The 16,210-nt window shown below is 63.6% G+C and carries 16 protein-coding genes; all 16 read right to left on the bottom strand.

The features are described 5' to 3' along the window. Positions 1-3: 3 nt before the first annotated feature. Entirely contained in the window at positions 4-1,197 is a 1,194-nt protein-coding gene (metK, locus tag O1A05_RS10460; RefSeq protein ID WP_270107563.1) for a methionine adenosyltransferase, read from the bottom strand. Positions 1,198-1,323: 126 nt separating this feature from the next. Continuing rightward, on the bottom strand, positions 1,324-2,565 hold the full coding sequence (gene coaBC / locus O1A05_RS10455; protein WP_270105151.1) for a bifunctional phosphopantothenoylcysteine decarboxylase/phosphopantothenate--cysteine ligase CoaBC: 1,242 nt from the start codon (positions 2,563-2,565) through the stop codon (positions 1,324-1,326). A 14-nt stretch (positions 2,566-2,579) separates the two neighbouring features. Next, the gene (gene rpoZ, locus O1A05_RS10450) at positions 2,580-2,960 is read right to left on the bottom strand and encodes a DNA-directed RNA polymerase subunit omega (RefSeq protein WP_270105150.1); all 381 of its coding nucleotides are present in this window, start codon (positions 2,958-2,960) and stop codon (positions 2,580-2,582) included. Between the two features lie 49 nt (positions 2,961-3,009). Next, positions 3,010-3,621 carry a guanylate kinase gene (gene gmk / locus O1A05_RS10445; protein WP_270107562.1) on the bottom strand — a complete coding sequence of 204 codons (612 nt, stop codon included), beginning with the start codon at positions 3,619-3,621 and terminating at the stop codon, positions 3,010-3,012. A gap of 146 nt (positions 3,622-3,767) precedes the next feature. After that, the gene (mihF, locus tag O1A05_RS10440) at positions 3,768-4,079 is read right to left on the bottom strand and encodes an integration host factor, actinobacterial type (protein ID WP_270105149.1); all 312 of its coding nucleotides are present in this window, start codon (positions 4,077-4,079) and stop codon (positions 3,768-3,770) included. A 184-nt stretch (positions 4,080-4,263) separates the two neighbouring features. Continuing rightward, positions 4,264-5,181, bottom strand: coding sequence for an orotidine-5'-phosphate decarboxylase (pyrF, locus tag O1A05_RS10435; RefSeq protein WP_270105148.1), 918 nt, complete (start codon positions 5,179-5,181; stop codon positions 4,264-4,266). Then, positions 5,178-8,486, bottom strand: a complete 3,309-nt coding sequence (carB, locus tag O1A05_RS10430; RefSeq protein WP_270105147.1) for a carbamoyl-phosphate synthase large subunit — start codon at positions 8,484-8,486, stop codon at positions 5,178-5,180. Before carB ends, pyrF begins: the two co-directional genes overlap by 4 nt. Before the next feature lie 33 nt (positions 8,487-8,519). Next, complete coding sequence (gene carA, locus O1A05_RS10425) at positions 8,520-9,683, bottom strand: glutamine-hydrolyzing carbamoyl-phosphate synthase small subunit (RefSeq protein ID WP_270105146.1); 1,164 nt, start codon at positions 9,681-9,683, stop codon at positions 8,520-8,522. A 5-nt stretch (positions 9,684-9,688) separates the two neighbouring features. Beyond that, on the bottom strand, positions 9,689-10,345 hold the full coding sequence (locus O1A05_RS10420; RefSeq protein ID WP_270105145.1) for a PH-like domain-containing protein: 657 nt from the start codon (positions 10,343-10,345) through the stop codon (positions 9,689-9,691). Further along, complete coding sequence (locus tag O1A05_RS10415) at positions 10,342-11,682, bottom strand: dihydroorotase (protein WP_270105144.1); 1,341 nt, start codon at positions 11,680-11,682, stop codon at positions 10,342-10,344. Before O1A05_RS10415 ends, O1A05_RS10420 begins: the two co-directional genes overlap by 4 nt. Further along, positions 11,679-12,695, bottom strand: coding sequence for an aspartate carbamoyltransferase catalytic subunit (locus O1A05_RS10410; RefSeq protein WP_270105143.1), 1,017 nt, complete (start codon positions 12,693-12,695; stop codon positions 11,679-11,681). Before O1A05_RS10410 ends, O1A05_RS10415 begins: the two co-directional genes overlap by 4 nt. After that, positions 12,695-13,297, bottom strand: a complete 603-nt coding sequence (gene pyrR, locus O1A05_RS10405) for a bifunctional pyr operon transcriptional regulator/uracil phosphoribosyltransferase PyrR (RefSeq protein WP_442867689.1) — start codon at positions 13,295-13,297, stop codon at positions 12,695-12,697. Before pyrR ends, O1A05_RS10410 begins: the two co-directional genes overlap by 1 nt. A gap of 132 nt (positions 13,298-13,429) precedes the next feature. Next, positions 13,430-13,840, bottom strand: a complete 411-nt coding sequence (gene nusB, locus O1A05_RS10400) for a transcription antitermination factor NusB (RefSeq protein WP_270105142.1) — start codon at positions 13,838-13,840, stop codon at positions 13,430-13,432. A 56-nt stretch (positions 13,841-13,896) separates the two neighbouring features. Beyond that, positions 13,897-14,460: an elongation factor P gene (efp, locus tag O1A05_RS10395; protein ID WP_270105141.1), complete on the bottom strand. Its 564-nt coding sequence runs from the start codon at positions 14,458-14,460 to the stop codon at positions 13,897-13,899. A 66-nt stretch (positions 14,461-14,526) separates the two neighbouring features. Next, the gene (gene aroB, locus O1A05_RS10390; RefSeq protein WP_270105140.1) at positions 14,527-15,630 is read right to left on the bottom strand and encodes a 3-dehydroquinate synthase; all 1,104 of its coding nucleotides are present in this window, start codon (positions 15,628-15,630) and stop codon (positions 14,527-14,529) included. After that, positions 15,627-16,196, bottom strand: coding sequence for a shikimate kinase (locus O1A05_RS10385; RefSeq protein ID WP_270105139.1), 570 nt, complete (start codon positions 16,194-16,196; stop codon positions 15,627-15,629). The genes aroB and O1A05_RS10385 overlap by 4 nt, the downstream gene beginning before the upstream one ends. Between the last annotated feature and the right edge of the window lie 14 nt (positions 16,197-16,210).

The raw sequence follows: 16,210 nt of genomic DNA, 5'->3' as shown, positions 1-16,210 counted from the left end.
CCGTCACCAGCCGACGGCGGCCCGCAACGCCTCGACCTTGTCGAGCCGCTCCCAGGTGAAATCCGCGTCTTCGCGACCGAAGTGTCCGCTGCTGGCGGTCTTCTGATAGATCGGGCGCTTCAGATCCAGAGAGTCAATGATCGCCTTGGGTCGCAGATCAAAAGTGGCGTTCACGGCGTCAATGATGGCCTCGCGTGAGACCTTCTCGGTACCGAAGGTGTCGACGTACAGGCCAACGGGGCGGGCCTTGCCGATGGCGTAAGCGACCTGGAATTCTGCGCGGTCAGCCAGACCGGCGGCCACGACGTTCTTGGCGACCCAGCGCATGGCGTAGGCGGCCGAACGGTCGACCTTGGACGGGTCCTTGCCGGAGAACGCGCCGCCGCCGTGGCGGGCCATGCCACCGTAGGTGTCCACGATGATCTTCCGGCCGGTCAGTCCAGCGTCGCCCACCGGGCCACCAATCACGAAGGTGCCGCCGGGGTTGATGATGTATTCCACCTGAGAGTAGTCCAGCCCGGATTCGGCCAGCACAGGGTTTACCACGTGCTCGATGACGTCGGCTTCGAGCTGTGTCAGGGAGATTTCCGCACGGTGCTGAGTAGAGACGACGACGGCCTCGATGGTGACCGGCTTACCTTCCTCGGCGTAACCGACGGTGACCTGGGTCTTGCCGTCGGGCAGCAGGTAAGGCACGGGCGAATCTGCCTGCTGGCGCACCTGGGTGAGACGCTCGGAGAGCCGGTGTGCCAGGTAGATCGGAGTCGGCATGTAGACCGGTGTCTCGTTGGAGGCGTAGCCGAACATGATGCCCTGGTCTCCGGCACCCTGGTCGTCAATGGCGTCCACGGAGCCGCCGCGGTTCTCCACCGAGCCGCCGAAGACACCGGCAAAAATATTGGCCGACTGCTGGCCGATGGAGATATTCACGCCGCAATGTTCGCCGTCGAAGCCCTGAGTCGAGGAGTCATAGCCGATGGCCAGGATCGTGTCGCGTACGATCTTGGGAATCTCCACGTAGGCCGCGGTGTTGATTTCGCCGGCGACCTGGACCAGACCGGTGGTGGTCAGAGTCTCGACGGCCACCTTAGCGTCGGGGTCCTTGGCCAGAATGGCGTCCAGAATTGCGTCCGAGATCTGGTCACAGATTTTGTCCGGGTGGCCACTGGTGACCGATTCGGAGGTGAAGAGACGCAGTTCGCCGGAGCCGACCCCCGTGTACGGAGCGTAGGCGGAGGGCTGGGTGGTGGAATCCTGGATATCAGTCACGACAGCAATCCTAACGAATCGGAAACCCGGTCACGCCCGGGTCTTCACAAACGGTCAAACGGTGTCGGGGTGCAGTTCCTGGCCGATCAGCTCCACAATCCGAACCGACACGTCCGTTTTGGAACCGTGTGCGGTCACCGGAGCCGCTCCGTCACGGTACAGCACGGTGATCTCAGTATCGTCCTGGCCAAAGACCTGGTCGCGGCCGACCTGGTTCACCACGAGCATCTCGCAGCCCTTACGCTCCAGTTTCGCCTGGGCGTAGTCCAGTACACTGCCGCTCTCGTCTCCGGTTTCGGCGGCGAAGCCGACGATCAGTCCGGGCAAATTTTCACCGTTGTCACGTTGCTGCACGGCCGTGGCCAACACATCCTCGGTGCGTTCGAGCACGATGGTGGGACTGGATCCGTCGTCGGATTTCTTCATCTTCGACGTCGCGAGCTGGGCCGGCCGGAAATCTGCAACAGCCGCGGCCATGACCAGTACATCGGCGCCGGTGGATTCTTCTAACACCGCGTCGAGCAACTCGCGGGTGGATTCCACCCTGCGGGTGGCGATGCCCTCTGGGGCGGGGACGTCCATGGCGGCCGCGATCAGGGTGACGTCGGCGCCGGCTTGACGGGCGGCTCGAGCCAGTTCAGTGCCTTGTTTGCCGGAGGAACGATTGCCCAAGTACCGGACGGGGTCGAGTGCTTCCCGGGTACCTCCAGCAGTGACCACCACACGGCGTCCGGCGAGAGACGACGTCGACGGGATTGGTGCCGTGCCGTGTGCGGCATGTGATTGTTGCGCGAACTCCCAGATGGCTTCGGGCTCGGGCAAGCGCCCCGGGCCGGTGTCAGTACCGGTGAGTCGGCCGCTATCTGGATCCAGCACGTGCATCCCACGGGAGCGCAGGGTCGCGACATTCGCCTGGGTGGCGGGATTCAGCCACATCTCGGTATGCATGGCCGGAGCGATCACGATCGGCGTGGTGGCCGTCAGCAATACATTGCCCAGTAGGTCAGGAGCCAGCCCGGCTGCGGTGCGGGCCAGAAAGTCTGCGGTCGCCGGGGCGATCACCACCAGATCTGCCTGTCGCCCGAGAGCAACGTGATTGACCTTCTCGACCGCTTCAAAAGTGTCCACGTGGACACGACGGCCGGACAGCGCCTCCCAGGTAGGTGCGCCAACGAAGCGCAGGGCGTTTTCGGTGGGTACCACCTGGACCTGGTGACCGGATTCGGTCATCAGCCTCAACAACAGGGCGGCTTTATAAGCGGCAATCCCGCCGGTGACACCGAGAACGATGCGCATGGAGTGATCCGAGATCAGTTCTCTTCGGAAGCCTCAGGTGCGGCGGGCTCTTCGACGCCGGGCACCTGGAACGGGTCCACGTTGGCAGGAACGTCGAAGCCGTCGAATTCCTCGGCCTGGCGGGCAGCTTCGCGCGCTTCAACCTCAGAGACGGGCTTCATCTCCAGCAGGTCTGCATCGATTTCGCGCATCGAGATCGACAGCGGCTTCTCGTTGAGCTTGGTGTCGACCAGCGGGCCGACGTACTCGAACAGACCTTCGTGCAGCTGGGAGTAGTAGGCGTTGATCTGACGTGCTCGCTTCGCGGCGAAGAGCACCAGCGCGTACTTCGAGTCGACCTTCTCCAACAGCGAATCGATGGGAGGGTTGACGATGCCTTCGTACTGTTCAGTCACAGAGTCTCCAAATATCTACGTCTGGGCGGGGCCGCATCAGGCGGCCGATTTATTCTACGCTATCCGGGTCTAGCCCCATGATCCGCACGAGCTCGCGTGCGGCCTGTTTCACAGTGTCGTTGACGACCACTGCATCAAATTCTGGTTCGGCAGCGAGCTCTAGTCTAGCGGTTTCTAGCCGACGGCGCTGTTCCTCGACCGATTCCGTGCCGCGCCCGATGAGCCGATCCACCAATTCATCCCAGCTGGGTGGGGCCAAAAAGACGAACCGAGCGTCCGGCATGGCTTCCCGCACCTGACGTGCTCCTTGCAGATCAATCTCCAGGAGCACCTTCCGACCCTGTTCAACAGCGGCGGCCACGGTGTCACGACGGGTACCGTAGCGATTCTCCCCGTGTACCACAGCCCATTCCAGCATCTGGTCGCGGGCGACGAGCTCGTCGAATTCGTCCGGACTGGTGAAGAAGTAGTGCTCGCCTTCGACTTCGCCGGGCCGGGGGTGGCGAGTGGTCGCAGAGACGGAGAGCCATACCTGCGGGAAATTTTCGCGAATGAACCGAGAAACGGTCCCCTTGCCGACCGCGGTCGGACCGGCCAGCACCGTCACCGAAGGATCCGCGCCATGCTCAACGCGCGGGCTGAACGGACGTGTCGATGGAATGTGAGGACTCGGCTCGAAGCTCGGATCAGCGGGCACATCGGCTCCTGGTCGGTGAGATGGCTGTCAGCGGGATGGGGATGCGCTCGTGGAGCGCGTGGATTCCAACGCTACACCGAATCCGCCGATCATCTCCGCAGTCGCGTTGACTAGCCGAGGAGCTTCAGCAGGGACGCACGCTGGCGGTGCCCGAGTCCACGCAAACGACGATTGAGAGAGATCTCACACTCCTGCATGATCTTTTCGGCGCGCACCTCGCCGATACCGCGCAAAGCGATCAGCAGATCAAAGGTGCGCATGCGCCCGATGGATTCGTCCTGATCTGCACGTTCCAGCACGTGCTCGAGCGTGACCTCACCCGCCGCCAGAGCTCGCTTGAGCTCCGCTCGTTCCGTGCGCGCAGTGATTGCTTTGCGCTGCGCTTCATTCCGTTCCTCATCGGTCAACGCCTTGAGTGCCACCGCGTGCCTCCTCTTGTCCGGGATCAGCACTTCAACCCTAATTTAGTCGAACGATTAACTGAACCCCTAGAACATTGCACTTCCGTTATACCGCAGGTCACACATATGTGACGATTCTATCCAGCTAAAACTCGGCTTGGGGTGATCTTGTGACGAGCATCAGAACCGGTGACGAAGCGGTGTTTTACCGGGTGATGTCCTCGGTGGTGTGACGGATGCGCGTGCGCAGCGCCTCAACCTCGGGACCTGCCGTGAGGATCCCCCGCGACGAGTTCACCAACACCTGTGGCCACGCCGTGTCGAAACCCAGCCGCATGCTTTCCGTGGTGGCCCCCTGTGCACCGTATCCGGGTGCAAGTAGCGCGGCACCGGAAGCGGCCAGATCGATACTCAGTCGTCGCGCCGTATCCGGGATGGTGGCGCCCACCACCAGACCAACCGTACCGAGAACAGCTCCTTTGCCGGCCGATGCCGCAGCGTCAGCCGCGTCCGTAGTGTCGAGATCGGTCCGGTTGTCAGCGGCGGCACGACGCACGATGTCGGCGGCGACCGAGACCTGGCCCTCCCCCAGCGCGTGCTGGATGCTTGCGCCCTCTGGGTTCGAGGTCAGGGCGAGGATGAACACACCGCGCCCGGTGTTTCTCGCCAGATCAATAGCCGGACGCAGTGACTCGTATCCCAGGAACGGGCTCAGAGTGAGCGCATCTGCGGCCAAGGGGGAACCGTCTTCCAGCCAGGCACTGGCGTAGCCCTGCATGGTCGAACCGATATCCCCGCGTTTGGCGTCGGCAATCGTGAGAATACCGGCATCATGGGCGTCCTGGAGCGTGCGCTCCAGGACAGCAAATCCCGCGGCCCCGTGGCGTTCGTACAGCGCCACTTGAGGTTTCAGCGCGGCCGCAAGGCTCGTGCCATCACGATCCGTCGAAGCTTCGACAACGGTGCGGGAAAAACGCTCGATTCCCGCCGCGGTGTCGTCCAATCCCCAGTCAGCGAGCAGGCCCGGGTGCGGGTCGATTCCTATACACAGCGGGCCGGCTCGCCGCATCGCTGCCGCGAGACGAGGACCGAACGACTGGCGTTCTGCTGCCGACGACGTCATGCTCGCTCTCCGGCGCGTTCCAGTGCCGCCACCAGTCGCTGGTCATGGTCCTGCAGACTGGTCACGTCCCAGGAGTACTCCCGCTGGGCTTCCAGGGCCTGCAGCGCTGCCGCGAACTCGGCCAGGGTGGTGATCACGGGCACGCCAATGGAGGTGGCCGCCGCACGGATTTCGTAGCCGTCCGAACGGGAGTCGCCACCGGAGGGCGTGTTCAGGACCAGGTCCACTGTGCCGGCCTCGATCTGCTCCAGGATGGTGCCTTCGACACCGTCTTCGGAGGTGGCGATCTTGTTGACGACCTCGGTGTTGATCCCGTTGCGACGCAGCACCTCGGCGGTACCGCCGGTCGAGACCACGGTGAAGCCCAGATCGATGAGGCGTTTGGCTTGTCCGATCACGCCGCGCTTATCGCGGTTCGCTACCGAGATGAACACTCGTCCGGAGTGCGGCAGGGGTCCACCAGCGGCGGCTTGGGATTTAGCGAAGGCGGTATCGAAGTACTTGTCGATACCCATGACCTCACCGGTGGAGCGCATTTCGGGACCGAGTAGCGAGTCCACCACGCGGCCGTCCGGGGTGCGGAAACGGGTGAACGGCAGCACGGCTTCTTTGACGGCCACGGGGGCGTCAAGCGGCAGGCTGGCGCCGTCGTGGGTGGAGGGCAACATCCCTTCGGCCCGCAGCTCGGCGATAGACTTACCCACACCGATCATGGCGGCGGCCTTGGCCAACTGCACGCCCGTGGCCTTCGACACGAACGGCACGGTGCGCGAGGCACGCGGGTTCGCTTCGATCACGTAGAGAACATCAGCGGCGAGGGCGAACTGGATGTTAATCAGGCCGCGCACGCCCACCCCGGCCGCGATGCCGAGGGTGGCTTCGCGAACGCGATCGAGCACGTCCGGGCCGAGGGTGATGGGCGGCAGCACGCAGGCGGAGTCACCGGAGTGGATTCCGGCTTCCTCGATGTGCTCCATCACGCCGCCGACGTAGAGGTCGGTGCCGTCGTAGAGAGCGTCGACGTCAATTTCGATGGCGTCGTCGAGGAATCGGTCCACCAGCATCGGGTGTTCCGGGGTGATCTCGGTGGCGTTGGCAACGTAGGTTTCCAGGGACGCCTCGTCGTAGACGATCTCCATGCCGCGTCCGCCCAGCACGTAGGAGGGGCGCACCAGGACCGGGTATCCGATGCTGTCAGCGACCCGCTTGGCGTCTTCGAAGGATACGGCGGTGCCGTTCTTCGGGGAGGCCAACCCGGCGTTCTGCAATACCTGCGAGAACATGCCGCGGTGTTCGGCGAGGTCGATCGCGTGCGGTGAGGTGCCGAGAATGGTGACACCGGCGTCCTGGAGCTGCTGAGCCAGCTTCAGCGGAGTCTGACCGCCGAGCTGAACGAAGACACCCAGCACGCCGCCACTACGCTCTTCGGCGTGAATAATCTCCAATACGTCTTCCAGGGTCAGCGGTTCGAAGTAGAGCCGGTCCGAAATGTCGTAATCGGTAGACACGGTTTCGGGGTTGCAGTTGACCATGACCGTGTCGTAGTCGGCGTCGCGCAGTGCCATGGTGGCGTGCACGCAAGAGTAGTCGAACTCGATGCCCTGACCGATGCGGTTCGGCCCCGAGCCCAGGATAATCACCGAGGGCTTGTCGTGGGGCTGGACTTCGGTCTCCTGGTCGTAGGATGAGTACCGGTAGGGAGTGAACGCCTCAAACTCTGCGGCGCAGGTGTCCACAGTCTTGTAGACCGGGCGGATGCCCAAGGCGTGGCGCACGCCCCGGACCACGGCGGGGTCTAGGTGGCGCAGCGCCCCGATCTGTTCGTCAGAGAACCCGTGGCGCTTGGCCCATCCCAGGGTGTCGGCGTCGAGCGCCTCGGCGTTACGAATGTCTTCAGCGACTTCGTTGATGAGCACCAGCTGGTCCAGGAACCACGGGTCAATGGCGGTGGCAGCGAAGGCCTGCTCAATGGTCGCACCGCCGAGCAGAGCGCGCTGCACCTGGGCTAGGCGCTCGGTGGTGGCGGTCTTCGACTGCTCCAGAAGTTCTGCGACCTCGCCGGCGTCGGGTACGTCAAAGGTCAGCTCGCTGCCCTTCTGCTCCAGTGACCGCAGTGCCTTCTGCAGAGCCTCAGCGAAGTTTCGCCCCAGTGCCATGGCCTCGCCCACCGACTTCATGGTGGTGGTGAGGGTGGCGTCTGCCGCGGGGAACTTCTCGAAGGCGAAGCGGGGCACCTTCACCACCACGTAGTCGAGCACCGGCTCGAAGGAGGCCGGGGTCTTCTGCGTGATGTCGTTGGGGATCTCGTCGAGCGTATAGCCCAGGGAGAGCTTGGTGGCGATCTTGGCGATGGCGAAACCGGTGGCTTTTGACGCCAACGCGGAGGAACGCGAGACGCGTGGGTTCATCTCGATGACGATGATGCGGCCGTCTTCGGGATTGACTGCGAACTGGATGTTGCAGCCGCCGGTGTCGACCCCGACCTCGCGGATGACGGCGATGGCGATATCGCGCATCTTCTGGAACTCGACGTCGGTCAGAGTCATGGCGGGGGCGACGGTGATGGAGTCGCCGGTGTGAACACCCACGGGGTCGAAGTTTTCGATGGAGCAGACGACCACGACATTGTCGTTCTTGTCGCGCATCATCTCGAGCTCGTATTCTTTCCACCCCAGGATCGACTCTTCAAGGAGGACCTCGGAGGTCGGGCTGTATTGGAGGCCGGCACCGGCGATGCGGTGGAGGTCTTCTTCGTTGTAGGCCATACCGGAGCCGAGTCCGCCCATGGTAAAGGAGGGCCGAACGACCATCGGGTAGCCGAGCTTCTCGGCCGCGGCCAGGGCCTCGTCCATGGTGTGGACGATCTCGGACTGCGCGGATTCGCCGCCGCAGCGTTCGACGACGCCCTTGAACAGTTCGCGGTTCTCACCGAGCTCGATGGCTTCGATATTGGCGCCGATCAGTTCGACGTCGTACTTCTCCAGGGCGCCTGACTTCTCCAAGGCGATCGCGGTATTCAGCGCGGTCTGACCGCCCAGGGTGGGCAGCAGGGCATCGGGGCGTTCCTGGGCGATGATCTTCTCGACAACCTCTGGGGTGATCGGCTCCACGTAGGTGGCGTCGGCCAGCTCCGGATCGGTCATGATGGTGGCCGGGTTGGAGTTGACGAGGATGACGCGCACGCCTTCCTCTTTGAGCACGCGGATAGCCTGCGTGCCGGAGTAGTCGAACTCGGCCGCCTGACCGATGACGATGGGGCCGGATCCGATGACCAGAACGGATGACAGGTCGGTGCGTTTAGGCATAGTGAAAGGTCTCCTTGACGTCTCTGGTCTGGTTCAGCGGTCGCTCTTCGCAGCGGCCATGTTGTCGATGAAGCGGTCAAACAACGGGTGCGCATCGTGCGGACCGGCTGCAGACTCGGGGTGGAACTGCACGGAGAACGCCGGGCGGTCTGTGAGCGACAGCCCCTCGACGACCTGGTCATTGAGCGACCAGTGCGAGACCTCGACCTCGCCATAGCGTGCCTCGGGTGCGGTGATCACCTCGCCAATGGGGGCTTCGACGGCGAAGCCGTGGTTTTGGGAGGTGATGTGGACTTTGCCGGTGGCCTTGTCCATCACCGGCTGGTTAGGACCGCGGTGGCCGAAGGGCAGCTTGTACGTGTCGAAGCCCAGGGCCCGACCGAAAATCTGGTTACCGAAGCAGATGCCGAAGAACGGCAGATCCGCGTCCAGCACCTGGCGCAACAACTGAACCTGGGAATCGGCTGTAGCCGGGTCTCCGGGGCCGTTGGAGAGGAAGACGCCGTCGGGGTTCAGCGCCTGGATCTCGTCGAAGGTGGTGGTGGCCGGGACCACGTGGACCCGCACACCGCGGGACGCCAGGTGCCGCGGGGTGGCGGCTTTGATGCCGAGGTCAACAGCAACCACGGTGTATTGGGGGTCCTGCTGGTAGCCGTGCTCTGCGGGTTCGACCACGTAGGCCTGTTCGGTAGTGACTTCCTCGGCCAGCCGGGCGCCGGCCATGGCGGGTTGCTCGCGCACCTCGGTCAGCAGGTCAGCCTGAGAACGCTGGGCTGCGTCGCCGGAGAAGATCCCGGCTTTCATGGAGCCGCGGTCGCGCAGCAGTCGGGTGACGGCGCGTGTGTCGATGCCCTGGATACCGACGATGCCCTCGGCCACGAGCTGATCGTCAAGGCTGCGCTGGGAGCGGTAGTTGGAGGGCACGCGGGCGGCGTCGCGCACGGCGTAGCCGGCGACCCAGATGGCTCGAGACTCGTTGTCTTCGTCGTTGACGCCGGTGTTGCCGATATGCGGGAAGGTCTGCACCACGATCTGCCGGGCGTAGGAGGGGTCTGTCAGGGTCTCCTGGTATCCGGTCATGCCGGTGGTGAAGACGGCCTCACCGAGGGTGGACCCTACGACTCCGTAGGAGCGGCCCTCGAAGACGCTGCCGTCCTCCAGGACCAGGATGGCTGGTTCAGTATTCTTCAGGCTCACGCGGGTTACTCTCTTCCTGAGTCGTCGGTGGGGGTCGTGTTGGGTTTCGCCGTGGCGGCGTGCTGGGTGGCTGGCCCGGCCTCGGGAATCAGGCCGGACAGCGCGGTGTAGAGCGGGCGCTTGCCCGCGGCGGTTTTGGTACGGAATCCGGTGGAGACTTCCTGATGCCCCAGCATCCAGGAGAACACGATCAGGCCCTCCTTCTCCACGAATTTGCCGTTGATGCCGGATTCCAGGCGGACATCCGTGATCTGATCGGCCCGCACAAACAGATTGCTCGCCCCGTTGCGCAGAATCGCCACTCCCTGGGAATGGACTTCCATCTGGGCGTCGGTGCGGATCCCGAGCTGGTGGACGGCGATACGATCGAGCCAGTCACGACCCTGCACGGTGGCCACGTACATGCCTTCATCGAGGACAAGTGGCTCCTGGTCAAGCAAACCTTCGGGAATCGACGCCGGAACCTCGACGTGCTTCTGTCGCAGTTTGCGGTTGCGCCAGCCCAGCCACAGCGCGGACAGCAACAGCACTATCACGATCAGGGTCACCACCACGATCGTGACGTACTGTCCGGCGTAAGAGGCGTCCTGTTCGACTTGGGCCACTAGCTCCACGACGTGCTCAGTTCCTGTCTGTTGAAAAGCGGATACGGGGTCGATCATGACGAGGCGCGCCGCGGGGTGGCCAGGCGGGCATTGGCGACGACGCGGTGTCCATGCAGAAAGACATCGGTGATGCGACCGGGCAGGGTCATCCCCCGGTAGGGGCTGTTGCGCGACTTGGTGGTGTGTTGCTCGGGGTCCACCACCCGGGTCTCGCGGGGATCGTAAACGGTGATGTTCGCCGGTACTGAAGACTGCAGCACTCCCTCGGCGGAGACGAGTCCCTGGTCGGTGAGCCCAGCAATAATAGCCGGCGTCATGCTCATCACCCGGGCCACACCGGCCCAGTCGAGCAGCCCGGTGTCCACCATGGACTGTTGAATCACCGGCAGGGCGGTTTCCAGGCCGGTCATGCCCATGGCGGCTACGGACCATTCGCACTGTTTTGCTTCCGCGGGATGCGGGGCGTGATCAGTGCCCACCGTGTCGATGGTACCGTCGGCGAGTCCCTCGCGCAGCGCCATCACATCGGCTTCGCGGCGCAGCGGCGGGTTGACCTTGAACACTGGGTCGTAGCTGCGCACGAGTTCCTCGGTGAGCAACAAGTGATGCGGGGTGACTTCGGCGGTGACTTGAATGCCACGGGACTTGGCCCAGCGGATGATCTCGACCGATCCTGCCGTGGACACGTGGCAGACATGTAGCCGCGAACCTACGTGGTCGGCTAGCAGCACATCTCGGGCAATGATCGACTCTTCGGCCACGGCCGGCCAGCCCGGCAGTCCCAGCACACTGGAGAGTTCCGACTCGTTCATCTGCGCGCCATCGGTAAGGCGGGGTTCCTGGGCGTGCTGAGCGATGAAGCCGTCAAAGGACTTCACGTACTCCAGTGCACGACGCATCAGTACAGGGTCCCAGACGCAGATCCCGTCATCGGAGAACATGCGCACCTGAGCACGGGAAGCCGCCATGGCGCCCAGTTCGGCCAGTTTCTCCCCCGCCAGGCCGACGGTAACGGCGCCCACCGGGTGCACATCGCACCAACCGGCCTCGCGTCCAAGCTGCCAAACCTGTTCCACGACACCGGCGGTGTCAGCCACCGGGGTGGAGTTCGCCATGGCGTGCAATGAGGTGAACCCGCCCATAGCGGCGGCACGGGTACCGGTTTCCACGGTCTCCGCGTCTTCCCGACCCGGCTCGCGCAAGTGGGTGTGTAAGTCGACAAGCCCGGGCAACACGATGCGCCCGGTAGCGTCGACATGTTCTGCGGAGCGCTCGACGGCTTGTGCTGTGGCATCGGCGCCGACAGCCAGCACCTCTCCGGCGTCCAACAGCACGTCGTTCCGCACACCGTCTGGGGTGGTGCCTCCCGTGATCAGGTATGCCTGCGTGGTCATGCCTGTGCCTTCCCTTCTGTGGCGCGGATGTGCGGTGTAGATGGTGTCTGATCCGGTACCCCGGATAAGAGCAGATAGAGTACGGCCATCCGTACTGAGACGCCGTTGGCGACCTGTTCCAGTGCGGTGTTGCGCGGGGAGTCTGCGGCGGAGGCCGAGATCTCCAATCCGCGGTTCATGGGACCCGGATGCATGATCAGGCAATCACCGTCGCCGAGACCCTCGAGTCGGCGCATCCGTTCGTCGGTGAATCCCCAGCCTCGGGTGTATTCAGCGGGTGAGGGGAAGAACGCCTGGTGCATCCGCTCAGCCTGCACGCGTAGCATCATCACGGCGGTAGGGTTCTCTGCCAGCGCATCGTCCAGGCTGTAGGTCACCTCGCAGGGCCACGATTCGATGCCGACCGGCAGTAGCGTGGGCGGACCTGTCACGGTCACACGTGCGCCCAGGGTGGCGAGCAGCCACACATTAGATCGGGCCACCCGGGAGTGGAGAATATCGCCCACGATAACGATGTGGGCGCCGTTGAGGTCGGTACCGGTGGGGGTAACACCGGTGCGGCGCGCTAAGTGCTGGCGGAGCGTGAAGGCATCCAGCAGTGCCTGGGTGGGGTGCTCGTGGGTTCCGTCGCCAGCGTTGACCACGGCGGAGCGAACCCATCCCGAGGCGGCCAGCTGCGCGGCGGCACCAGAGGACCAGTGACGCATCACGATCGCGTCGGCGCCGATGGCTTCGAGGGTCTGCACGGTGTCTTTGAGGGATTCCCCCTTGGACACCGAGGAACCTTTGGCCGAGAAATTCAGCACATCGGCGGAGAGCCGTTTGGCCGCAGCCTCAAAGGAGATCCGGGTGCGAGTGGAGTCTTCGAAAAATAGATTGACGATGGTCCGTCCGCGCAGTGCGGGAAGCTTTTTGACCTCGCGGCCGGACACGGAAGACATTTCTTCGGCCGTGTCCAAAATCTGTACGGCGTCGTCGAGGCTCAGGTCTGCGGTGGAGAGAAGGTGCCGCATCAGTTCTCCCCCTCCGGGCCGTCAGAAATGTCGATGCGATCTTCCGTGGGTGAATGACCGTCAATTTCATGCAGCAGTACCTGCACGCGTTCCGCGGTGGAGGTCGGCAGGTTCTTGCCCACGAAATCGGCGCGGATGGGTAGCTGGCGGTGGCCGCGGTCGACCAGAACGGCGAGACGCACGGAATCGGGACGGCCAATATCAGAAAGGGCATCGAGGGCGGATCGCACGGTGCGCCCGGAGAACAGCACGTCGTCGACCAGTACCACGGTGGCACCGTCGATGCCGCAGGCGGGGATCGAGGTGGGCTGTGGGGTACGTGAGGTGGAGCGACGCAGATCGTCCCGGTACATGGTGATGTCCAGTTGACCGACGCGTTCTTCTGCGGCAAAGCTGGGGTCAATACTCGCCAGGCTCCCGGCCAGACGGCGGGCCAGCGGATATCCCCGACGCGGGATTCCGAGGATCACCAGTGAATCGGCGCCGCGGTTGGATTCGAGAATCTCGTGCGCAATGCGCTTGACCGCTCGATCAATGTCGGCCGCGGTCGCCACGGTACGGGCAGGTCGGACGCTCATCGAGAGCGCGTCTTCTTTCGGCATGCTGGAGTCAGCCACCGTCGGTCTCCTTTCCCGCCTCACAGGACGGAGTTTAAAGGAACCCTCCCCCCGTGTTCGGGGGTGGTGTTCTACGTTCTGAAGCTTAGCACCGTGGCGACGGTGCACCGTCACCGGTTACGCCAGCAACGTCGGCTTGATTTGTTGCAGTCGGCCGAGCAGTCCGTTGATGTACTCGGGCGAGGCATCCGTCGAGTAATCGCGGGCCACCGCCACTGCTTCGGCCACGGCTACCCCGTCTGGGATCTCGTCGTTGAAGAGCAGCTCCCAGGTACCCACGCGCAGGATGGAACGGTCCACAGAGGGCATCCGTTCCAGGGTCCAACCTTGAGCGTAGGTGGAAAGGATTTCGTCGATCTGCTCGCGCTCAGCCACCACCCCGTGCACCAATTCCACGGTGTAGGGGTTGATGGTCTGGTCGGTGCTGTCCCGACGCTGTTGGATCCCCTTCAGCGGATCGCTGTCACGCTGCTCTGCTTCGAAAAGGATTTCCAATGCACGACGACGGGCGCGACCTCGAGCGCTCACGGTGCTACGGTAACGCGCGGGCTGTGCCGGGTCAGAAGGTGTGGTCTCGCCGGTCATTAGTCGTTGACGCGTCCCAGGTAGTCGCCGGTGCGAGTGTCGACCTTGACCTTGGTGCCCTGCTCCACAAACAGCGGCACCTGAATGACGTAACCGGTTTCCACGGTGGCGGGCTTCGTGCCGGCTGAGGAGCGGTCGCCCTGCAGGCCCGGCTCGGTGTAGGTAATTTCCAGCACCACGGAGGCCGGCATGTCCAGGTACAGCGGGGTGCCCTCATTCATGGCGATGGTGACCTGCTGGTTCTCCAGCATGAAGTTCGCGGCGTCGCCGACCACGCTAGCGGGGACCAGGATCTGGTCGTAGGTCTTCACATCCATGAACACGTAGTCGTCGCCGTCGATGTAGAGGTATTCGTAGTCCGAGCGGTCCACGGTTGCGAACTCGACCTTAGCGCCAGCGTTGAAGGTCTTGTCAATGATCTTTCCGGAGGTGATGTTCCGCATCTTGGTGCGGACGAAGGCACCGCCTTTGCCCGGCTTGACGTGCTGGAATTCCTGCACGTTCCACAGCTGGCCGTCAATGAGCAGCACGGAGCCGTTCTTAATGTCGTTAGTCGTTGCCATGAGGCGTTCTCCTCGAAAAGTCGGTGCACCGGATTCTGGACCGCACTCCAGTGTAGTGGAAAGAACCTACTCGGCGATCTCCTGGTAGGCGGCGAAGAGCAGCGAGGTGTCCGGCACGTCGTAGGTAAAGGGCTGGGCCAGGCCGTCAAGCAAGACGAAACGCAACTGATCACCCCGGTTCTTCTTGTCCCGCTTGATGCCGTCCAACAGGGCGGACCAGCGGTCATTGCGGTAGCTGGTGGGCAGTCCAAGGCTCTCCAGAATGCTGCGGTGCCGGTCCGCGGTGGCATCATCCAGGCGCCCCACGGAACGGGCCAATTCTGCGGCGAACATCATACCCACGGACACTGCGGCACCATGGCGCCACTGATACCGTTCCGCCAGCTCGATGGCGTGGCCCAGCGTGTGACCGTAGTTGAGAATCTCCCGGCGACCGGATTCCCGCAGATCCTCGCTCACTACCTCGGCCTTGACCCGGATGGCGCGCTCGATCACGTCCCGCAATGCATCAGAATGTGGGTTGAGCACCTGGGCTGGGTCGCGTTCAATGATGTTGAGAATCTCGGGGTCGGCGATGAAGCCGCACTTGGCGACCTCGGCCATCCCGGAAACAAGCTCATTCTTGGGCAGAGTGAGCAGGGTGTCCAGGTCTGCCAACACACCGGCCGGACGGTGAAATGCCCCCACCAAGTTCTTGCCCTCGGCCGTGTTGATGCCCGTCTTACCTCCGACGGCGGCGTCGACCATGCCCAACAGAGTGGTGGGCATGTGCACCACACGCACGCCGCGTAGCCAAGTGGCGGCCACGAATCCTGCGGTATCCGATACCGCACCGCCACCAACGGAAACGATCGCGTCGGATCGGGTGAAGTCGTTTTGGCCGAGGACCTGCCAGCAGAATGCGGCCACCTGAATGTGTTTGCCCTCTTCGGCGTCCGGAATCTCTGCGGTGAGGGCGGTGAGACCGGTTTTCTCCAAGTCGTCTTTAACAAGATCACCCGTGGAGCGCAGCGCACGCGGGTGGATGATGAGCACGCGGCGCACCTGGGGTCCGAGCAGGTCGGGAAGCCGCTGTAGTAGCCCTCGTCCGACGACGACGTCGTACCCGGCAGCCTCCGTTTCTCCGGTGACCGGAATAACTGTGGCGTCTGGTGCGGCTGCGTCTGTCATGACATCCTTTCGATGATGGCGTGGGCGACCTGTTCTGTGCTCAGGCCGGAAGTGTCAATAGTGTCGTGGGAGATTTCGCGGTAGAGGCCTTCGCGTTCCCGCAGGATCCGAAGCCAGTTGCGCACCGGGTCTCCGGCGAGCACGGGACGGCCGACTCCCCCGTCCAGGCGGTCTAAAGCGGTGTGCTCGTCGACGACGAGGTTGACCACCCGGCAGCCGCGTCCAAGCCGAGACCGGGTCTGAGCCGAGAGGACCGAGCCCCCGCCGAGGGAGAGCACGAAGGGTTCGTGGTGCGAAAGCACCTCGCCCACCAGCTCTTCTTCGGCGGCACGAAAAGCTGGCTCACCATGGGCTTGGAAGTAGTCCGGGATCGGGCCGTGCACGCGGACAAACAGCTGATCACTATCGAAGCGAGCCAGCCCCAAATGGTCGGCCAGAACCGACCCTACCGTGGACTTGCCCGCCCCCATGGGACCCACCAACACAATCCGGACGGCGGCGCCGCGCTGGAACGGCGTACGATCCTGCTGGGCACTCTCCACCTCAGAAGCAATATGTCGGTGCATGTCGGTGTAGACAC

Origin of the sequence: Citricoccus sp. NR2 (assembly GCF_027594385.1) — a bacterium.
GTDB lineage: Bacteria > Actinomycetota > Actinomycetes > Actinomycetales > Micrococcaceae > CmP2.
This window is presented reverse-complemented; position numbering and strand designations above follow the sequence as displayed.

Bases quoted from the DNA above. Each gene is read 5' to 3' on its own strand.
- O1A05_RS10410 (WP_270105143.1), bottom strand. From the start codon at position 12,695: ATGCGGCACCTTCTCTCCACCGCAGACCTGAGCCTCGACGACGCCGTA.
- efp (WP_270105141.1), bottom strand. From the start codon at position 14,460: ATGGCAACGACTAACGACATTAAGAACGGCTCCGTGCTGCTCATTGAC.
- coaBC (WP_270105151.1), bottom strand. From the start codon at position 2,565: ATGCGCATCGTTCTCGGTGTCACCGGCGGGATTGCCGCTTATAAAGCC.
- pyrF (WP_270105148.1), bottom strand. From the start codon at position 5,181: ATGACGTCGTCGGCAGCAGAACGCCAGTCGTTCGGTCCTCGTCTCGCG.
- pyrR (WP_442867689.1), bottom strand. From the start codon at position 13,297: ATGCCGAAAGAAGACGCGCTCTCGATGAGCGTCCGACCTGCCCGTACC.
- O1A05_RS10420 (WP_270105145.1), bottom strand. From the start codon at position 10,345: ATGATCGACCCCGTATCCGCTTTTCAACAGACAGGAACTGAGCACGTC.
- O1A05_RS10415 (WP_270105144.1), bottom strand. From the start codon at position 11,682: ATGACCACGCAGGCATACCTGATCACGGGAGGCACCACCCCAGACGGT.
- carB (WP_270105147.1), bottom strand. From the start codon at position 8,486: ATGCCTAAACGCACCGACCTGTCATCCGTTCTGGTCATCGGATCCGGC.
- O1A05_RS10385 (WP_270105139.1), bottom strand. From the start codon at position 16,196: ATGCACCGACATATTGCTTCTGAGGTGGAGAGTGCCCAGCAGGATCGT.
- aroB (WP_270105140.1), bottom strand. From the start codon at position 15,630: ATGACAGACGCAGCCGCACCAGACGCCACAGTTATTCCGGTCACCGGA.